General features: G+C 38.1%; 10 protein-coding genes and 1 pseudogene. 9 read left to right on the top strand and 2 right to left on the bottom strand.

What is annotated here, in order from left to right; translation table 11 throughout:
- The first annotated feature begins 105 nt into the window (after nt 1-105).
- From rpmI to V4B18_RS01125, 9 genes and pseudogenes are all read left to right on the top strand, one after another.
- On the top strand, nt 106-309 hold the full coding sequence (gene rpmI, locus V4B18_RS01165; protein WP_455476031.1) for a 50S ribosomal protein L35: 204 nt from the start codon (nt 106-108) through the stop codon (nt 307-309).
- Nucleotides 310-342: 33 nt separating this feature from the next.
- Nucleotides 343-744, top strand: a complete 402-nt coding sequence (gene rplT, locus V4B18_RS01160; protein ID WP_455476030.1) for a 50S ribosomal protein L20 — start codon at nt 343-345, stop codon at nt 742-744.
- A gap of 96 nt (nt 745-840) precedes the next feature.
- Nucleotides 841-1,926, top strand: a complete 1,086-nt coding sequence (gene pheS / locus V4B18_RS01155; RefSeq protein WP_455476029.1) for a phenylalanine--tRNA ligase subunit alpha — start codon at nt 841-843, stop codon at nt 1,924-1,926.
- A gap of 31 nt (nt 1,927-1,957) precedes the next feature.
- The gene (gene pheT, locus V4B18_RS01150; RefSeq protein ID WP_455476028.1) at nt 1,958-4,372 is read left to right on the top strand and encodes a phenylalanine--tRNA ligase subunit beta; all 2,415 of its coding nucleotides are present in this window, start codon (nt 1,958-1,960) and stop codon (nt 4,370-4,372) included.
- A gap of 258 nt (nt 4,373-4,630) precedes the next feature.
- Nucleotides 4,631-5,536, top strand: a complete 906-nt coding sequence (locus V4B18_RS01145) for a metal ABC transporter substrate-binding protein (protein ID WP_455476027.1) — start codon at nt 4,631-4,633, stop codon at nt 5,534-5,536.
- A pseudogene (locus V4B18_RS01140) lies at nt 5,536-6,367 on the top strand (manganese/iron ABC transporter ATP-binding protein). Before V4B18_RS01145 ends, V4B18_RS01140 begins: the two are co-directional and overlap by 1 nt.
- Nucleotides 6,364-7,230 carry a metal ABC transporter permease gene (locus V4B18_RS01135; RefSeq protein WP_455476026.1) on the top strand — a complete coding sequence of 289 codons (867 nt, stop codon included), beginning with the start codon at nt 6,364-6,366 and terminating at the stop codon, nt 7,228-7,230. The pseudogene V4B18_RS01140 and the gene V4B18_RS01135 overlap by 4 nt, the downstream one beginning before the upstream one ends.
- Nucleotides 7,227-8,132: a metal ABC transporter permease gene (locus V4B18_RS01130; protein ID WP_455476025.1), complete on the top strand. Its 906-nt coding sequence runs from the start codon at nt 7,227-7,229 to the stop codon at nt 8,130-8,132. Before V4B18_RS01135 ends, V4B18_RS01130 begins: the two co-directional genes overlap by 4 nt.
- Nucleotides 8,133-8,530: 398 nt before the next feature.
- On the top strand, nt 8,531-8,917 hold the full coding sequence (locus V4B18_RS01125; protein WP_455476024.1) for a YbaN family protein: 387 nt from the start codon (nt 8,531-8,533) through the stop codon (nt 8,915-8,917).
- A gap of 341 nt (nt 8,918-9,258) precedes the next feature.
- Here V4B18_RS01125 and pncB read toward each other — a convergent pair whose 3' ends face one another.
- Nucleotides 9,259-10,563, bottom strand: coding sequence for a nicotinate phosphoribosyltransferase (pncB, locus tag V4B18_RS01120; protein ID WP_455476023.1), 1,305 nt, complete (start codon nt 10,561-10,563; stop codon nt 9,259-9,261).
- A gap of 86 nt (nt 10,564-10,649) precedes the next feature.
- Nucleotides 10,650-19,277: a GH36-type glycosyl hydrolase domain-containing protein gene (locus V4B18_RS01115; protein WP_455476022.1), complete on the bottom strand. Its 8,628-nt coding sequence runs from the start codon at nt 19,275-19,277 to the stop codon at nt 10,650-10,652.
- Nucleotides 19,278-19,299: the final 22 nt, after the last annotated feature.

The following is a 19,299-nucleotide window of genomic DNA, read 5'->3' as shown; positions in this document are numbered from 1 at the left end:
TATGAAAATGTCATTGGAGCCGCCCGGCAGGGCATGCCGTGGCCGTTCAGGTGCTTGTTCAAGCTTTGGTCAGCTTGATCGATTTTTTAGATGTGGAGTAGCAAAATGCCCAAAATGAAGACCAAATCATCCGCTAAAAAGCGGTTCAAAATCACTGCATCAGGCCGTGTTAAAGCAACTGCTGCAGGCAAACGTCATGGTATGATTAAGCGTTCCAATAAATTTATTCGTGATGCTCGTGGAACAATGGTTTTGACGGAATCAGATGCTAAAAAAATCATCCATTGTTATTTGCCGAATGGCCTTTAAGCTTCGCGTTTTTGATTTTGAGGAGAATATCATATGGCTCGCGTAAAAAGAGGTGTTACAGCGCACGCTAAGCATAAAAAAGTTTTGAAACAAGCTGCAGGTTTTTACGGTCGACGTAAAAATACTATTCGTGCAGCTAAAGCAGCAGTTGATCGCTCAAAGCAGTATGCTTATCGTGATCGCAAAAATAGAAAACGCACATTCCGTGCTTTGTGGATTCAAAGAATTAATGCGGCTGTTCGGGCAGAAGGTTTAACTTATGGACGCTTTATTGATGGCTTATCAAAAGCTGGTATTGAGGTTGATCGCAAGGTTCTTTCAGACATAGCAATTCATGAAGCTGCGGCATTTTCTGCTTTAGTAGCTTCCGCAAAGAAGGCTTTGGAGTATTTAAAGGACACAACGCCTAATGCTTTTGAAGGCGCTGTCAAGTAAGCCAGTAACGTCCTCTTAAAGCATTTATTTATTCAGGATCCCGTACTGGTTCTTTAGCTAGTGCGGGGTTTTTTTATTAAAAAAATAGGCAAAAATATGAGCGATATTGAGCATCTGGAACAAGAAATTTGTTTAGCTTTGGAAGCAGCAAGTGATGAGCAGGCACTTGAAACAGTGCGTGTTGCAGCATTAGGCAAAAAAGGCAGTATCTCTGAAAAATTAAAAGCATTAGGAAAGATGAACGCTGAAGAACGCCAAAAAGTAGGGCCAGTTCTTAATGGATTAAAAAATCGTGTTTTAGAATTATGGGCGAAAAAGCGCGATTTTCTTAAGCGTCAAGCAATGGATGCACGCCTTTCTAGCGAAACAGTTGATGTAACTTTACCTGTTCGTTCTTCTCCTGTTGAAAGGGGGCGCATTCATCCTATTTCACAAGTGATTGAGGAAATTATAGCTATTTATACAAATATGGGTTTTTCTATTGCAGAGGGACCAGATATTGAGACAGATTATTATAATTTTACTGCATTGAATTTTCCTGAAGGCCATCCAGCTCGCGAAATGCATGATACCTTCTTTTTTAATGCTGATAAAACACAAGAACGGAAGTTATTGCGCACTCACACATCACCTGTACAAATTCGTACAATGGAAAAGCAACAACCACCGATACGTATCATTATTCCTGGAAAAACTTACCGTATGGATTCAGATGCGACTCATTCACCAATGTTTCATCAAGTGGAAGGTCTTGTGATTGATAAAACCTCAACTGTTGCGCATATGATGTGGCTTCATGAGACTTTTTGTAAAGCTTTTTTTGAAGTTTCTTCTGTGAAGATGCGTTTTCGCCCCTCGTTTTTTCCTTTTACCGAACCATCGATGGAAGTGGATATTCAATGTGATCGTTCTGGTTCAGAAGTAAAGTTCGGGGAAGGACAGGATTGGCTAGAAATCTTAGGATGCGGAATGGTGCATCCTAATGTATTAAAGAATGTTGGCTTAGATCCTGATGAATATCAGGGCTTTGCGTGGGGAATGGGCATTGATCGTATTGCTATGTTGAAGTACGGTATGCCTGATCTACGGGCGTTTTTTGATGCTGATCTCCGTTGGTTAGATCATTATGGCTTTCGCTGCTTTGATATGCCTGCCTTTTTTTCTGGTTTAAGAAATGTGTGATCTTTTCATAGCTTTCATGTGAGGTTTTAAAATGAAATTTACATTGTCTTGGTTGAAAGATCACTTAGAGACGGATGCGTCTTTAAATGAAATTTGCGATAAACTAACGGCTATTGGTCTTGAGGTTGAAAATGTTGATGACCGTTCTTCTTTAAAAGGGTTTGTAATTGCAAAAATTTTAACAGCAATTAAACATCCTGATGCAGATAAACTCCAGATTTTGTCTGTAGATATAGGGTCTGGTATGCCTATGCAAGTTGTCTGTGGAGCACCAAATGCACGTATTGGGCTTATTGGTGTTCTTGCATTGCCTGGCACTTATATACCTGGACTTGATGTGACATTATCTGTAGGCAAAATCCGTGGTGTTGAAAGTTTTGGAATGATGTGCTCACAAGCTGAGCTTGAATTATCGGATGAGCATGATGGGATTATTGAGCTCCCAGAAGATGTGCCTATTGGAGGTTTGTTTTCAGTTTATGCAGGTTTAGATGATCCAATCATTGACGTTGGTCTGACTCCCAATCGTTCTGATTGCACTGGTGTTCGCGGTATTGCACGTGATCTTGCAGCCACTGGAATTGGGCGATTAAAAGAATTGTCAGTGCCACAATTTGCGGCTTCCTTTGAAACGCCGGTAAATGTTTCTTTAGATTTTTCACAAGATACATCATTATGTTTAGGCTTTGCTTGGCGTGAAGTTCGCAATGTTCAAAATGATGCGTCGCCACAATGGATGCAGCAGCGTTTGAGTGCCATTGGTTTGAGACCAATTAATGCGCTGGTTGATATGACGAATTACATGAGTTTTGATCTTGGTCGTCCTCTTCATGTTTTTGATGCGGATAAGATTAAAGGGGATTTAATAGTGCGTCGTGGACGTGAAGGTGAACAGCTGCAGGCGCTTAACGGAAAAGTTTATAATTTGAGCGTTAAAGATTGTGTTCTTGCGGATGATGAGGGTGTTGTTTCGATTGCTGGTATTATGGGTGGTGAGAGAACGGGCTGTGATGAAACAACACGTCGTGTTCTCATTGAGTCAGCGCTTTGGGATGCACGTAGTATTGCACAGACGGGGCGCGTGTTGGGGCTTGTAAGTGATGCACGTTATCGATTTGAACGGGGTGTTGATCCGGCTTTTATGGAAACAGGGCTTGATGTTGCCACAGAATTAGTCTTACGTTTTTGTGGTGGTGAAGTATCAAAGACGAAGATTGTTGGTTATCAGCAGCCAGAAATTAAACATATCACCTTTCCTTTTTCTGAAATTAAGCGTTTAACACATTTGGAAATAGAACGTGAGCGAGTCATTGCTATTTTAACGCACCTTGGATTTCACATTGAAGAGGAAGGAGATATAGTTACGGTTAATGTGCCAACATGGCGCCTTGATATTTTCGGTAAAGCTGATTTAGTAGAAGAAGTGATGAGGATTTACGGGCTGGATAAAATTGAGCCCATTCCATTGGAAAATTTTGCAGAAGCTAAAGGTCAAGCTTTAGCATGTTCGCAGATGCGCTCACGTATTGCTCGTTTAGCTTTAGCACACCGCGGTATGAAAGAGGCTGTAACGTGGTCCTTTATTTCTGAAAGTCAGGCGCTTGCTTTTGGAGGTGGCCAAGAAGAGCTTAAATTGGTAAATCCTATTGCTATTGATATGTCAGTGATGCGTCCTTCTCTTTTACCTAGTTTGCTTGTGGCGGCGCAGCGAAATGCTGATCGTGGTTTTCCAGATCTTGCTTTGTTTGAGGTTGCCAGCATCTATGAAGGAGATACACCTGATAAACAGCAACGTGTTGCTGGTGGTGTTCGTCGTGGAACAGAACGATTTGAAGGGGCAGGACGATTTTGGAATGGTAATGCGGCAGCAGTTGATGTTTTTGATGCTAAAGCAGATGCATTGGCTGTTTTAGAAGCGTGCGGTATAGATATAAACAAAATTCAAATTGAGGCTGGAGCACCGGATTGGTATCACCCTGGTCGTTCAGGAGTCATGAAGCTTGGGTCAAAAGTAATTCTTGGTTTTTTTGGTGTTTTTCATCCTGCTACATTAGAGAAATTAGATGTCAACGGCTCTTTGTGCGGTTTTGAAATTTTTCTTGATCAGATTCCAATGTCTAAAAAAAAGGCAACGAAAAGCCGCTCTCCTTTGAAGTTATCGCCTTTTCAAATGGTGCATCGTGATTTTGCATTTATAGTTGATAAAACGGTCGCTTCTTCTCTTATTGTTCGCGCTGCTAGGGAAGCTGATAAGAAATTTATTCACTCAGTACAGGTTTTTGATCTTTTTGAAGATTCAATGCTTGGCGAAAATAAAAAATCTATTGCAGTTGAGATTTCTATTCAGCCTATTGAGAGAACTTTGACTGATGAAGATTTAGAAAATCTTGCTTTGAAGGTCATAAAAAATGTCACTAAAGCAACGGGCGCATGTTTGCGCTGTTGAGTATCACTCTTTCTTATAGAATTATTTATACGCAGTGGGAGCACTCAAAAGTGTTCCCCTATTTTATATTCAAGATTTATAAAGCTACGCAAAATAAACATTCATGCCAAACATGCGCTTCTTAAAAATTAGTTTTTGTTAATGGCGAGAAAGAATATTTTAAAGTAATTTTTTTGTAAAAATCCTTCGTTGCAAAGATGAAAGATAACTGTTATTGCTAAATAGTAATGCAAATCATTGGCAATAAAGAGAGAAGTTATGAACGTAAAAACGTTTTTTTCTATAATTTTGGGAAGTGCTATTTTTTTTACATCCAATTTTGCTTTGGGTGCTGGCAAGTTTAAAGCTGTTACAACTTTTACTGTCATTGCTGATATGGCGCGCAATGTAGCAGGTGATGTTGCTGATGTGGAATCTATCACTAAACCAGGTGCTGAAATTCATGAATATCAGCCTACACCTAGAGATCTTATGCGTGCACAAGGAGCAAACCTCATATTATGGAATGGGTTAGAATTAGAGCTTTGGTTTGAAAAATTTTTTCAAAATATCAAAGATGTTCCAAGTGTTGTCATTTCAGAAGGTATTATACCAATTAAAATTGGTGAGGGGCCTTATAGTGGAAAGCCGAATCCACACGCATGGATGTCACCGACTTCAGCTTTAATTTACGTTGATAATATTCGCGATGCTTTTGTAAAATATGATCCTGAACATGCTGCTATATATAAAGAAAATGCTGAAATTTATAAACAGAAGATTCGCGCAATGATTGATCCAATTAAAGCTGAATTGGAAGTCTTGCCAGAGGATAAGTGCTGGCTTGTGACCAGTGAAGGCGCATTCAGTTATCTGGCTCGTGATTTTAATTTGAAAGAACTTTATTTATGGCCAATTAATGCTGATCAGCAGGGAACACCACAGCAAGTTAAACATGTTATTGATATAGTTCGCAAATATAATATCCATGCAGTTTTTTCTGAGAGCACTATTTCTCCAGCACCTGCGAAGCAGGTAGCAAAAGAAACAGGAGCTAAATATGGTGGCGTTCTTTATGTTGATTCCCTAAGTGAGAAAAATGGTGAAGTCCCAACGTACATTGATTTATTACGCGTTACAAGTGCACGGATTACGAATGCTTTATTAGATGGGATGAAGAAGTAATGATTGGAACCGGAATATTTGCCCAAGGGGTAACGGTAACTTATCGTAATGGATACACAGCTTTGCGTGAAGTGAATTTTAACAGCCCAACAGGTTCCATTACGGCTTTAGTTGGTGTAAATGGTTCAGGCAAATCAACATTATTTAAAGCTATTATGGGATTTGTACGTCCTTCAAAAGGAAAAATTCGCGTTTTTGATTTGCCAGTTGACGTGGCTTTAAAACAAAACCTTATTGCTTATGTTCCTCAAAGTGAGGATGTCGATTGGAACTTTCCTGTTCTTGTGGAAGATGTTGTTTTGATGGGGCGATATGGTCACATGAATTTTTTTCGCTATGCACGGGCTTGCGATTATGAAGCTGTTCGTATTGCATTGGAACGTGTTGATATGTTGTCTTTTGCCAAACGCCAAATTGGTGAACTCTCAGGAGGGCAAAAAAAGCGTGTTTTCCTAGCGCGTGCTCTTGCACAGCAAGCAAAAGCTATTTTATTAGATGAGCCATTTACTGGGGTTGATGTTACAACAGAAGATAAAATCATTGCTTTATTGCAAGATTTGCGTGAAGAGGGTGCTGTAATATTGGTTTCTACCCATAATTTAGGTTCTGTTCGTGAATTTTGTGATCATACGGTTTTAATAAAAGGGACCGTTTTAGCTTCTGGTTTAACAGAAGTCGTTTTTACACAACAAAATCTTGAAAAAACTTTTGGTGGTGCTTTGCATCATCATATTTTTGATCTTCAAGCCGTAAAAAAAAAATGATATTTTCACCAAGGGGAAACAATCTGTTGCACTTGAAAATATTCAAAGAGTGGAGAACATTGCATGATTTCTTGGTTGCTTGAACCGCTGAGTTACCAATATATGGTTAATGCGATGTGGGTTTCAGGATTAGTTGGGTGTGTTTGTGCCTTTCTTTCTGCTTTTTTGATGTTGAAAGGTTGGTCATTGATTGGTGATGCACTCTCTCATTCAATTGTGCCTGGGGTAGCGGGAGCTTACCTTTTAGGGTTGCCTTTTTCGCTTGGCGCTTTTTTTTCTGGTGGGCTCGCTGCGGCAGCGATGCTTTTTTTAAATAACCGAACAAAACTTAAAGAAGATACCATTATTGGTTTAATTTTTTCTTCCTTTTTTGCTTTTGGATTGTTTCTTAAATCCTTAAAGCCGATGGCTGTTAATATTGATACGATTGTTTTGGGAAATATTTTAGCAGTTAGTTCATTAGATATTTTACAATTAGCTTTTATTAGTTTTTTTTCTTTGCTTATATTGCTTTTAAAATGGAAAGATTTACTCGTTTCTTTATTTGATGAGACACATGCACGTGCCATTGGATTAAACGTAAAGTTTTTAAAGATTCTCTTCTTTACATTACTTGCTGCTTGTACTGTTGCTGCTATGCAGACAGTTGGAGCTTTTTTGGTTATTTGTCTCGTCGTAACGCCAGGGGCAACAGCTTATTTTTTAAGTGACCGTTTTGTAAATATTTTGGTTATTGCAGTTGTGATTGGAACATTTACAAGTGTATTTGGTGTTTATGTAAGTTATTTTTTGAATGCACAAACTGGCGGTATTGTTGTATTGTTTCAAGCATTTTTATTTATTATGGCCTTTATTTTTGCTCCTAAGTACGGCTTTATTGTTGCGCGCTTACGTATAAAAGCAGCAAAAAAAGGTGCGGTGGTATCATGATTGATAATTTACTACTTCCTTTTCAGTTTTCTTTTATGCTTAAAGGCATGGTTATTGTCATAATCCTTTCTGTTCCAATGGCGATGCTTTCTTGTTTTCTTATTTTGAAAGGATGGGCGCTTTTAGGCGATGCAATTTCTCATGCGGTTTTTCCTGGAGTAGTTGTTGGTTATATGGCAACGCCATGGGTGATAACATTTTTGACTTCTTTACCATTTGCTTGGTTTCAGTATGTTCGTCCAGCTAATGTTACGATGGCTTTGATTGCTTTTGGTGCTTTTGTTGCAGGTATGATTTGTGCTACCATAACGGGTTTTTTAGGAAACAATAGCCGTATCAAACAGGATACAGTGATGGGTGTTGTTTTTTCATCTATGTTCGGTCTAGGACTTGTTTTAGCAACGGCTATTTATAGTAACTTAGATTTGAATCACATTTTATTCGGTAATCTTTTGGGCGTTAATTGGCTTGATATTACGCAAACAGCGATAATTGCTGTTGTCGTTACCTTTATTTTAGGAGCTAAATGGCGTGATTTTATGCTGTATATTTTTGATTCAGTTCAGGGTCGCGCAATAGGGTTGCAAATATCAGTGCTCCATTATACTCTTTTAACGATGATTTCTCTTACTATTGTGGCTGCTTTAAAAGCTGTTGGTATTGTTTTGGTTATTTCTTTACTGATAGCACCAGGAGCGATTGCTTATCTTGTTACTAAGCGATTTTCTTTAATGTTGGTGATCGCCGTACTGGTTGCAGCTTTTTCTGGTTTTTTAGGAATTTATCTAAGCTTATTTATTGGTTCTGATTCTGCTTCCACGATTGTGTTGATTTTAACACTTATCTTTATTACTATTTTTATATCAAGTTTTTTTCGCCAAACCACAATTCAAGAGATTTGAGTATGAAAAACTTATGCATATCAGAAATGCATTTTTTGTATATTATTTCTTATTCTTACTTGAATTAAAAAGGATGTACACTAAACAGAAATCTTTTAATTTCTAGCAAATAAATGCAGTATTTTCTTTCCTCCTTTAAAACTATATTTATAGTTAAAGAGTTGCATTAATTTATTCTTCAGCCTTTTTATTTTGGTTTTTTTGAAGAATTTTCTCTGATTACTTGAAAACTTCGAAATGTCCATCATATTTTGTAAGCTGTTCTATATTTTGGGAGAATTCATCATAGAAAATGCACTTATTAATCCAAGTAATATTTGCTGGTAGTTGTGTGCTAAAGTATATAAAAAGCAGTGTGATATATAGTGAACTTTCGTAAAGGAAAATAGCGCTAGAGGATGAAAAAAGATTTTAACACACCTCACTTTTTGCGTATTTGCTATTCTGTTGTGGGTTGGATAATGATTGTATTGGGTATTATCGGGATAATTTTGCCTATTATACCAACCATTCCTTTCCTATTAGTCGCTTCATGGTGCTTTTCTCGTTCCTCTCCATATTTTCACAATTGGTTGAATAATCATCGCATCTTCGGTGCATTTATTAAGAAATGGAAAGAAAAGAGGGCTATTCCAATATTTGTTAAAATTTTTGTGGTAGTGAGCATGACTGGTGGCTTCTTGTCGTTTTGGGTGATTATATACCCCCCTTTGTGGTTTACCTTATTGAGTGCGGCTATTTTGCTTTTGATTGTCATTTATATTATGACACGTCCATCTTCGTAATGATAAAAATAAAAGTTTTTATTGACTGAGTGCTCTTTTTATTTTTGCTGATTTGTTGGAGTTATTCTATTGGTAGAGAAATTTTGCTTCAAATTTTTATGATAGCATTTATAGAGGTGCAGATAAATTTTTTTAAAATGTTATAAGATTGCAAGTTTCTTAAATAAAATAATATACTTGTGAGGCAATGTTCTTAGTAAAAAATATTATGTGTAAATATTTTTAAAAATGATAATTTATATAGAGATTGTTATTTCTATGGGTTTAAAGATGCTATTTACTTGTTAATATCGATTAGTTACCGATGTTATGGCTATTTGTTTTTATAAGCTAACTAATGATCAAGTTTTTACAAATTTACTAGTGCGTTTTTCGTTACCAAAAAAATTTAAATAGTATTGCACTTCTTGTGGGTCACCAATAGTTTTTTCAGGATTATCTGAAAGCTTTACAGCGGGTCTGCCATTGGCATGTGTAACTTTACAAACGAGAGAAATAGTATTAAAAGCCGCAATTTCTCGGGGTGCGCAGCCTAAGAAATCGTTAGTTAAATCTGTTCCCCAGCCAAAACTCATACGTACTTTATCATGAAAGTGGCGATAGGTTTTTTCAATCGTATTGATATCAAGCGCATCAGAAAAGACTAATAATTTTTCACGTGGGTCTTTTCCTTTGTCTTTCCACCACTTAATAATGCGTTCTCCACCTTCAATAGGAGGAGCACTATCAGGTCTGAAACCTGTCCAATCAGCTACCCAATCTGGTGCATTGCGTAAAAATGTTTCTGTACCAAAAGTATCAGGCAAAACAATTAAAAGATTTCCACCATAATAACGGTTCCAATTTTGCAAGACTTGATAGGGAGCATTGCGTAATTCCTCATCATTATTTGTGAGAGCCGCAATGACCATGGGTAATTCATGTGCATTTGTACCCAGAGCTTCTAAATCTGTATCCATGGCGAGTAGGACGTTAGAAGTTCCCATAAAAGAATTGCCGATGCCTTCTTTTAATGCTTCTACACACCAACGTTGCCATAAAAAAGAATGTCGACGTCTTGTACCAAAGTCAGATATTTTAATATCAGGTAACTTTTTGAGACGTTCAACTTTACTCCACATTTTTGCTTTAGCACGGGCATAAAGCACATCAAGTGCAAAACGCCCCATATTTTTCATAGCAGCACGTGAACGTAGTTCACTTATAATGGCAAGAGCAGGGATTTCCCACATCGAGCTGTGAGTCCATGGACCATGAAAATGAAGGATATATTGGCCATCTTTGCAGGTTAGTTCATATTCTGGTAGTTGAAAATTTTCAAGCCAATGAAGAAAATCTGGTTCAAAAATTTGTTTACGTCCATAAAATGTGTTACCGGCAAGCCAGATCATTTCTTTTTTTGTAAAGCGCAAACTAAGAGCGTGATCAAGTTGATCGCGCAGCTCACCCTCGTCAATATCATCGGTAAGATGTATTTTTTTAGTGCGATTTATGAGAGAAAAGGTGACATTTACATTTGGGTAAAGTCCCCAAATCATCTGTACCATAAGAAGCTTATAAAAATCTGTGTCGAGAAGTGAACGAATAATTGGATCAAGTTTCCAAGTGTGATTATAGACACGTTTAGCAAGATCCGTATGATCCATGATCTTTTTTCTTTCAGCTAAGTAAAATTTAAGTTTATGATGCACTAAACTTAATTACAATAGAGAGCACGAAGGATATAACAGCTTTATGATTTTGAGCAAGAATAAAAAATCTTGTTATTTTTTCTGTTTTTAGAATTAAGAGTACGTATGATTTCATGATTTCCTGTTTTTTTTAATTCTATACCTGTATCCATTTCTACATACTCTTTACCATCAACACTGAGCATATTTTGAGATCCCCATTTGACTTTAATCGTGTAAACAGCGTTATAAAATTTCATTTTCACTTCATATTCGGGCCAACAAGAGGGCAAGTTTGGATGTAAAAATATTTGATTGGCTTGACGATGAATTCCAAGAATAGCTTGTGTTGCGGCATGATAGAACCAGCCTGCTGAGCCTGTGTACCATGTCCAACCACCTTGCCCACGGCGTGATTTAGTTGCATAGATGTCTGCAGTCATTACATAAGGTTCAACACGATAAATTTCAGGATTTTGTCCATGGGTAATTGGATTAATCATAGAAAATAAAGCATACGCTTTATCTCTTTCATCCATTTCAGCAAGCGCTAAAATATTCCAGATGGCGCCATGAGTGTACTGACCGCCATTTTCTCGTACTCCTGGAGGGTAACCTTTTATATAACCAGGTTCTAGAGTACTTTTATCAAAAGGTGGCCAAAAAAGACGTATAAGGCCGCTTTTTTCATCATACAGATGCTCAAACATTGAATTCATTGCTTGTTTTTGGCGTTGAGGTGATGCCATTTTAGAAATAACAGCCCAAGATTGCACAATGGTATCAATTTGGCATTCATCATTTATTTTAGAGCCAAGGGGAGTTCCATCATCAAAATAACCACGTCGATACCAAGCGCCATCCCAACCATTTTTTTCTAGCGCTTTGGTTAAATGTTTAAAATGTGTACTCCATGTTTCTACATGGCTGTCGTCATTACGTTTTTTTGCAAGAGGGATGAATGCCTGTAATGTAGTGCCAAGAAACCACCCTAACCAAATGCTTTCACCTTTTCCTTTAATGCCTACTAAATTCATGCCATCATTCCAATCGCCACCTAAAATAAGTGGAAGCCCATGCGGCCCGCAGCGTTTAATGGCAAGATCTAAAGCTAAAGCACAATGTTCATAAAGTGTTGCAGTTTTTGAAGATTGTGTGGGTTGAAAATAAGCATCATGTTGTCCTATGTTGAGAGATGCTCCTTCAATAAAAGCAATTGGGGTGTCAAGAAATGCGTGGTCACCAGTGGCATTGACATAAAGAGCTGTTCCGTATGCAAGCCAGACGATATCATCAGAAATTTGTGTACGAACACCGGCATTGGTGTCAGGAAGCCACCAATGTTGCACATCGCCTTCAGGAAATTGATGGGTCGCAGCGTTTAGCAATTGTTCACGTGCAAGCTGTGGTTTTAGCAATAACAATGATAAGCTATCTTGCAATTGGTCGCGGAAGCCAAATGCACCACTGGCTTGGTAAAAAGCTGCACGTGCTATCATGCGGCATGCATAGATTTGGTAAGGAAGCCAATGATTCACCATAATGTCAAAAGAAGGGTCGGGCGTTTTGACTTGAAATGGGGAAACGAAATCATTCCATTGCTGTTTTTGTTTTGCTAACAGAACCTCAAAATCATTTGTACGTGCTTGATCTAGCAATTTTTTAGCTTTTTGCATGTTTTCAGCGCTGCCAAGATAGAAGATTATTTCTTTTGTTTGTCCTGGCAATAGATCAATATCATAGGTAAATGCAGAGCAGGGATCGCATCCCGCTTCAACTCTATTTGAAAGTACACCAGCTTTACGAATAGCATATGGATGTGTAACGGTTCCTGTTGAACCGATGAATTCTGTGCGATCGGTGGTGGTGCTAGTTGGCATTTTGGATGCTGATAAAAATGCTACTTGTTGAGATTTTTCTATATGATAGGGATTTTGAATAAAATGTGCACCACGTTTAAAATCATAATAGGGAATAATGAAGGGTGCATATTTTGCGCGAATATTGCCTAAAACCCATTCAACATAATTATAAAGACGTAAGCTGCGTGGTGTTTTTCCTTTATTTTTGAGTGTGAAACGAGAAAAGCGAACTGGTTTTTCTTGATCGAGCGTATGAGTGAGTTCTAATTCAATTTCTGAATGTGTAGATTTGAAGGATGAGAATCCAAAACCATGGTAAGCCTCATACAGAGCGTCTTTGTTACATTCTACAGCAGAAACGGGTGAGAAGCAGTCTAAAGATAGACGATCTACAAGATAAAGCGCTTCTCCTGGACGGTTAGAAACAGGATCGTTTGTCCAAGGGGTTAATTGGTAATCACGACTATTGTGAGCCCAAGTAAAAATTGCGCCTTCCGCAGATACGTGAAAGCCAAAGTTGTGGTTAGCAATGACGTTGATCCATGGATGTGGTGTTGTGGTGTGCCCATTAAGACGTATCACATAATGGTTATAATGGTTAAAACCACCATAACCATTCCAATATTTTAGATCTTTTTCATTAGTAGAAAGGATGGATGGTTTTTGTTGATTTATAAAATCAACAGAAGCAAAGAGATCTTGTTCAGTTGATGTTGTTATTTGCTTTCTTTTGTCGTGTTTTTTATAATTTAATTTATAATAAGATTCTTGAAGACAACTGCGAGTTGCCAGATCAAAGTCGCTATTATCAATATGTTTGAGCTGTTCAGACAATGATCCATTTTGAGCATGAAGAATGACGCGAGCTGATGCAAGAAGCGTCTTAAAGCTTTGCTTGTTCATTTGATCGCGCCGAAGTGTGAAAATATGTTGGTGTTTATCAATTTTGTTAGTGTGTTGGCGGTAAGGTTCGCATATCCGTTCAATAGTACATTGCGTGTCTTGTGTGTAGGAAAATGCTTGCTCATTTAAAACAACAAGATCAACGATTAGACCACGTATGCGCCAATATTCATGAGCTTTAAGCAGTTCGCGTAATACGCTTACATCTCCTTCATTGTCTAATCTGAGAAGACAGATAGGAAAGTCACCTGAAATGGACATTGGCCAAAGATCAGATTGTTTTCCGAGAGTTTTTGCTAATATTTCGGAAGGAAGACGCCACGTCCGGTTAGGGTAAATAAATGATGTTGCATATTTTTGATAAGTAATAGCGTCTCTAAGATGAATACCGCTTTGATATAATGAAACTTGCGAGCGTGTCCATGCCATTGAAAGTTCCTGCTGGAACACATTAGATTGTTTATAATGTTTTATACAATTATGCAGGATTTTTTTCTCATTGGCAGCAAAAGTCCAAAAAACAAGTTCTACTTTTCTATGTGCTGGAATTTTTATACGGCATCGCACAGATATGATTGGATCAAGAACGCAACCTTGACTATTACTAAAACGTGCATTTTGGTCAAATGCAGCGGGTTGATGAATGGATCGACCCCGACCAATAAACAGATAACGATCTGTTTCAGCTTCTGTTTCTTGAATAATATTATCTGTATCGGTGACGAAATGAGCAATGTAGATATCAGAATCATGGGGAGAACGTTTGCGTCTTTTGGCAAAAATTGTTCTCCCTCCCTCAGTAATTTCTGTTTCTATAAACATGCGTGAAAAAACAGGATGAGCACAATCCATATCCATTGTTGCGAGCGCTAATTCACTATAAGAGGTAACTTCAATAAAGCGAGCTGTGCTTGTTGTATTCATAAGTTGGATACGTCTGCCTTCGCCATTACCTTCAGAAGTAATAAGACATTCAAGTGTTGATTTGATGCCATCAACCACTTTCGTATATTCAGCTTTTTCATCTGTAAAAACACTGATTGTTTCTTCTTCGACAACGCGTGTTGGCTCACTTGTTACAGACCACCAATGTCCACTATGCATATCACGTAAGAAGAACAAAGTCCCTTGTTGATCTTCTGTTACATCAGGAATAAAGCGTGTAATCGTATAATCGTGCCAACGACTGTAACCAGAACCATTAGCTGTCAACATTGTAGAATAAGAACCATTGGATAAGAGCAGGGTTGAACGTGGTTTGAGTAGTGGGTTTGTGATAATGCGCAAAGGGGCATCGTCAAATTTTTGGAAATTATTGCGTATGGGATTAGCAACTTTGGTATGAATAATGGGAATTTGGTGCGGAGCTCTTTCTTGTAATAACAATTGTACTGCTTCAATGACCGGATCACGGTGAAAGCGATCGCGCATTCGTCCTTGAAAAAGAACATTATTAATAGCAAGAATGGACATGCCGTGATGGTGCGCATAATAATTACGTACAATGGCATATTCTTTTCCCGCTTGTACACGCGAAGAGGTAAAATCAACAGAGTCATAATAACCGTATGTTCCTAAGGCTCCAAGGTTACGCAGTCGTTTTAAATTGGCTACTGCTTGGGCAGGGGCGTATTGAGCAGCTAAAAGACTTGCATAGGGAGCAATAACGGTATTGCGTGAGAGACCTCGTTGAAGTCCAAGTTTTGGAACACCAAAATTGGCATATTGATAATTCATTAAGTGATCGCGGGCGTTAAATGCAGCTTCTGAAATACCCCATGGTAACCCCCGTTTATGAGCGTATTCTATTTGATGATGAATGATCAATCGATTAGTTTGGTCCAGTATAGATCCTAAAGGTTCGTGCATAACGAGAGATGGCATGAGATATTCGAACATAGATCCAGACCATGATAAGAGAGCACCTTTCCAGTTGATTGGAACGAGCAATCGTCCGAGGTGAAACCAATGTTTGGATTTTATATCTCCCTTTGCAATTGCAAAAAGGCTTGAGAGACGCGCTTCTGAAGCAAGTAAGTCATAACAGCTTTCATCGAGTTTGTTTTCTTGAACACGATATCCAATGGACAAGAGATGCCGTTCAGGTTGCTCTAAGAAATCAAATTTCATGTCAAAAGCTATTTGTCGAGCTTGTATAGCTAATGTGTTTAATTGTCTGCAAAGTTTTTTAGTGTCGTAATTATGAATGATATCGTGGTGATGAGCCTCACAGGTTTCTACAAGGCATTTGGCCCAAGAGAGAGCATGAGCGGATTCTGATGTTTGAATTTTTTGATCAAGTTCATTAATTAAACGTACGATATCATGGGCAGTATGCAAAAGTTCAAGAATGCTGTGGTTTCTGATAATATTTGATTTTTCCATGAGAAGGGCATCAGCCTTGCAGTGAAAATGCGCAATGCACTTTTCTATTTGTTGGCGTAAAGGATGGAAGGTGCATTGATTATCTGGAATTTCTTTGAGAGCTTCTTTAAGAATAGTGCTAACATCACATAAAGCTGCTTGATCATTTTGCAAAAAAACGCGAGGTGTTTTAGCCCATTCACTTAAGGCTGAGGAGAGTGTTATTAAATGACCAGCGAGATTTCCTGAATCAACCGTTGACACATAAGTTGGCAAGAGAGGCTTAAGTGTATCTGTTTCATACCAATTATAGAGGTGACCACGGAATTTTTCCATTTTTGTCAGGGTGCTTAATGTGTATTCAACACGCGTGATGGCTTCTTCGGCACTAATCCAACCAAAATCACGAGCAGCAATAATGGAAAGAAGATAAACTCCAATATTTGTAGGGGATGTGCGCTGAGCAACAAGAGGTTTTGGATCTTCTTGAAAATTATCAGGTGGTAAATAATTGTTTTGTGCATTGACAAAAGTTGCATAATAAAGCCATGTCCGTCGTGCAATACATCGTAGTGCTTTGTTATCCTGTGAAGATATGTGAAGAGTGTCTTGAAATGTTGAAGGTTGGCTGATAATCCATGCAATCAAAGGGGAAAAAAACCATGCCAACCCAAAAGGCAAAGCGATAAAACTTGTAAGAGTATGAAAAAATATGGGTAGTATGGTAGCAATCACACCGATAAGTGACGCTGGCCACATTGTCAGGATATAAAAACTCAGACTGTTGGGAATCGATTTTGTTGCAGCTGAGGTTTTCCACTCAAGAAGATGTTGTTTTGAAATTGTCATGCGATAGAGTGCGCGGATGATTGCATCAGTCATAAAATAAGCTGAATGGGCAATAAACGTGACTTTAAGAAATATATCTGCCAGCGTAAGGGTAATCTTGCCCAAAATTGATTGAAATTGTCCGCGCCAAGAGTGATCAGCATTGAATGAAAGAAAAGCCTGTAATATACCTAAAATTGGTGATATGAAGAGGCTGAGCAGCAAAAATATTTGCCAAATAAGTGCTGTCTTTAACGGTAAAAAAGACCATCCTATAATTGTTGCAATCAACCACATGAGTGGTGTGAGAGAGCGGCGTAGGTTATCTTGCATTTTCCAACGCGTTACAGAACTAATTTGACGGTGAAAAAAGAGATAAGGCAATAATTGCCAATCACCGCGAATCCAGCGATGATAACGAATAACATCAATATTATAGGCTATTGGATAATCTTCAATGATTTCTACGCTACTGATGAATGCAGTACGTGCATAGCCTCCTTCTAAAAGATCATGGCTAAGAACAGTATTTTCTTTAATTTTTCCATCAAGTGCCTGTTTAAACGTATCAATGTTATAAAGACCTTTGCCAATAAAAGTCCCTTCACCTAAAAGATCTTGATAAGTATCAGAAACAGCAAAGGCATAAGGATCAATGCCACGATTGGTAGAGAAAACTCGTTGTAAAATTGATGTTTTTTGATCCGTTGTAAGAGAAGGTGTAACGCGGGGTTGCAAAATGCTATAGCCCCTTATAATCTTTCCACTTTGTGGATCAACAACAGGGTAATTGAGTGGATGATTAAGTTTTCCAACAAGCTTTGTAACGCTTTCTGGGGTGAGGCGTGTGTCTGAATCCAACGTCATAACAAAGCGGCAATCCATGGGAAGATGTGGATTTGGAGGATAAAAGCTGGTGTTTTTATCACCTCTTAATAACAGGTTGAGCTCATGAAGTTTGCCGCGTTTACGCTCCCACCCCATCCAGCAATTTTCGCTGGGATTATAAAGACGCCGGCGGTGCAAAAGAAAAAAAAGAGGGATATCATCACAATGATAACGTTGATTAAGTTTATCAATACTTTTTTGCGCATAGTAAAAAAGATCAAGATCATCTTGTGTTTCTTCGAATGAAGAGTCTACCCAGTCTGTGATGAGTGCAAAATGAATGGCACCCTTTGGGTTAGAAAGGTAATGTACTTCGAGATTGTGCACTTGTTCATCAATATAGTCGCGTGATGTAATTAAAGTTGGCACAACAATCATTGTGCGTGCATGTTTGGGAATACCTTCTTTATATTCGTAGCCAATAAGTTGTCTTGATGGGATAAACCATGAAAGAACAGTGTTGAAGAAAGCAAAGGCAGCGTCCATAGCAGGAAAAAGCGCTAATGCAGTAAAGAGAAGGGACATCCAAGATGTTACGCCGGATATTTTTAATAGAGAATAAACTGCAAACAAAAAAGCAAGCGTTAAAAAAGAGACAGGAATTGCAATTATTCTTATTTTTGAGCAACAATAAGCTCGTATCCATTTTTTGAAAGGGGATGGAATGTATCCACAAGCCTTTTCAAAGGTATAACGCCCATCGTCGACTAGATACCACCCAACAGAATAATTTTTGCTATGAGGATTATTTTGTGAAGAGCAATGTGTCATCTCTATAGCTTTGCGCGCAACTTCTAACTCACTAAGAGGTGAAAGGCGTGCAATTTTTTCAATTACTTGTCGATAAATATTGCGTGATTGAGAATCAATTTCAGAAAAATCACTATTTTCACGTAAAATAGAATCTACAGAACTGACTGCTTCAAACCATACTGTCCAATCAACATCGTCAATAGCTTTAAGAGCACGAATAATATTGCCCATGGTCACACCATCTGCGGCTTGACGGATATGCTCATTGGTTTTTACAATTTCTAAGCTACTGTTTTGCTTTTGTAATTGCTTTTCAAGCCAAGTTAATGCTGTTGTTGAATCAACAGACGTGCTGCGTAGACGATAAAACAAATGCGCTGAAAAGGTTGAATCAGCAATAAATTTTTCATACAGCGCAAAAAGAGCATGTAACTTTGTTTTATTTTCTGCAAGAAAAAGCTTATCAGCGACTTTATGAGCGAGATGGCGCATATGTCGTGCTTGTTCAATATATAACGCAAGACGATGAATATTTTCGATTAACAGCAACTGTATGACAGAAGGGAGTGCCCATAATTCACCAATCTTTAAGGCACAGACTTCTTGAAATCCATTGATTGTAGCAGTGAGTGTTTTCTGTGAAAATTCACTATCTGTATGAGCAATATAAAGCCAGGCTAAAACAAAAATACGTGGCATGCTTGTCTTTTTTTGATAAAGGGGGAGTTGCTTGATGAAGGACTTTGATAAGCTGCGGCGTAGCTGTTGTATGGTTTTATCAATGGTGTAATGATTATCAATGAGCCATTGAGCAGACGGTGCTATGGTTTCGTCGTTTCGTGCCGCAACATCGTTTGTATGAAAAGCATGAAGAATGAATTTGGCATTTTCGTTCAGTCGCTTGTGAAAATTATTTTCTCCTTTATATTCGGGAAGTAAAATTTCTTCGTTAGAGGCTATATCATGGCCTAATTTATAGAGCTCATCTTGTGATTTATGAGTTGAGCGAATAGGAAAATTGGTTTCACTAAGACGACCAATTTTTATTTGTTTAGAAAGAAAACACTTCATGAAAGATATTGTACGCGCCATAATATCGTATTGCTATTCAATA

The organism is Bartonella sp. B17 (assembly GCF_053795755.1).
Note: the sequence above shows the minus strand (reverse complement) of the source record. Positions and strands in the feature narration are given on the sequence as shown.